At 71.3% G+C, this 1,590-nt stretch carries 1 protein-coding gene; it reads left to right on the top strand.

What is annotated here, in order from left to right:
- The coding region (locus tag RMCN_RS31790) for a tyrosine-type recombinase/integrase (RefSeq protein ID WP_234787858.1) at positions 1–1,590 on the top strand (1,590 nt) is incomplete at both ends.

Here is a 1,590-nt window from a genome sequence, read left to right as displayed (position 1 = left end):
GCCGGATCAACGCGGTCAAAACCGACGACGCTGTGCTGCGGATACTCTGCAACGACCTGCTGGGCCAGCATCTGGATTCGGTGTTGAACTACACCATCGCCGACGGCCGCAGCCTGGAATTCATCGGACTGGCCAACTGCCTGATCGGGCATGCGCGCCGGGCCCTGTCGAGCCCGGAAACCGAAGTCGCCAAGAACGAGTGGGACCTGGCGGTGTTCGGGCACAACGGCAGTGTGTCGTTCACCGGGATCAGCCAGGCCTGGCTGCGGGAGGCCGCCAAACGGTGGGCCGCCGACGACCTGCCGAAACGGCGCGTCCGGCCGGGACGCCGCACCAGCGCCGGCCTGTCGGTGCGCCACCACGTTGGCTGCCTGGCGCGGCTGTCGGAGTCGCTGCGGATGCGCGACGACCGCGGCGAGCACCCGGCTGCGTTGGGCCGCAGCGATATCGAGGCGTTCCTGCACCGGCTGGCCTACCTGGAATCGGTCGGGCAGATCAGCGGCGACGCGCGGATCCGCGCCTGCCGCGAGGTCCGGTCGGTGCTCGGCCGCGTCCGCGCCATGGGGGTGACCCGCCCGGGCGGCATCGCCGCCGGCCTCGGCGACGACTTCGTTATCACCGTCGGCGACGTGCCGGTCGAACCCGAAGCGGCCGAACCGAACCGGGACCTGCCGCCGGAGATCATGCGGCAGTTGTGCGCACGCCTGGACGAGCTGACCTCGCCGGAGATGCGCACCGGCGTCGAGCTGGCCGTCGACACCGGCCGCCGCCCGGAGGAGATCTGCGAGCTGGGCTTCGACTGCCTGACCCGCGACGACGACGGGCTGGCGGTGCTGGTCTACGACAACCACAAGGCCAACCGGCCCGCGCGGCGCCTGCCGATCGGCGAGCAGACCGCCGCAGTCATCGTCGCCCAGCAGCAGCGGGTGCGGGCCCGCTACCCGCACACCCCGATCGGCGAGCTGAAGCTGCTGCCCACCGACCGCCGCAACCCCGGCGGGCGCCGCGCGATCACCGGGTTCAGCCTCGCGTTCGCCCACCGCACCTGGGTCGACGCGATGCCGGCGCTGCGCACTACCGACGGCGTCGAATACGACAAAACCAAGATCGTGCTCTACGCCTACCGCCACAGCTACGCGCAACGCCACGCCGACGCCGGCGTGCCGGTCGAGGTGCTGCGTGAGCTGATGTCGCACCGCAAGCTCGACACCACCATCGGCTACTACCGCGTCGGCGAGACCCGCCGCCGCGACGCCGTCGACCGCGTCGCCACGATGCAGTTCGACCGGCACGGCAACCGCATCTGGCGGCAAGCCCAGGCGCTGCTCGACGACCAGCACGCGCGCCGCGCCGTCGGCCAGGTCGCCGTCCCGTTCGGGGTGTGCGCCGAGCCGTCCAACGTCAAAGCCGGTGGCGGCGCCTGCCCGTTCCGGTTCCGCTGCGCCGGCTGCGACCACTTCCGCACCGACGTCTCCTACCTACTCGACCTGCACGCCTACCTCGACGACCTGCTCCGCACCCGTGAACGCCTATACGCGGCAACCGAACTCGACGACTGGGCACGCGCCGAAGCGACACCGTCCGACAACG

This window comes from Mycolicibacterium novocastrense (assembly GCF_001570485.1).
In the GTDB taxonomy this organism is placed as follows: Bacteria; Actinomycetota; Actinomycetes; order Mycobacteriales; family Mycobacteriaceae; genus Mycobacterium; species Mycobacterium novocastrense.
The sequence above is the reverse complement of the archived record's forward strand: the minus strand, read 5'-3'. Positions and strand labels throughout refer to the sequence as shown.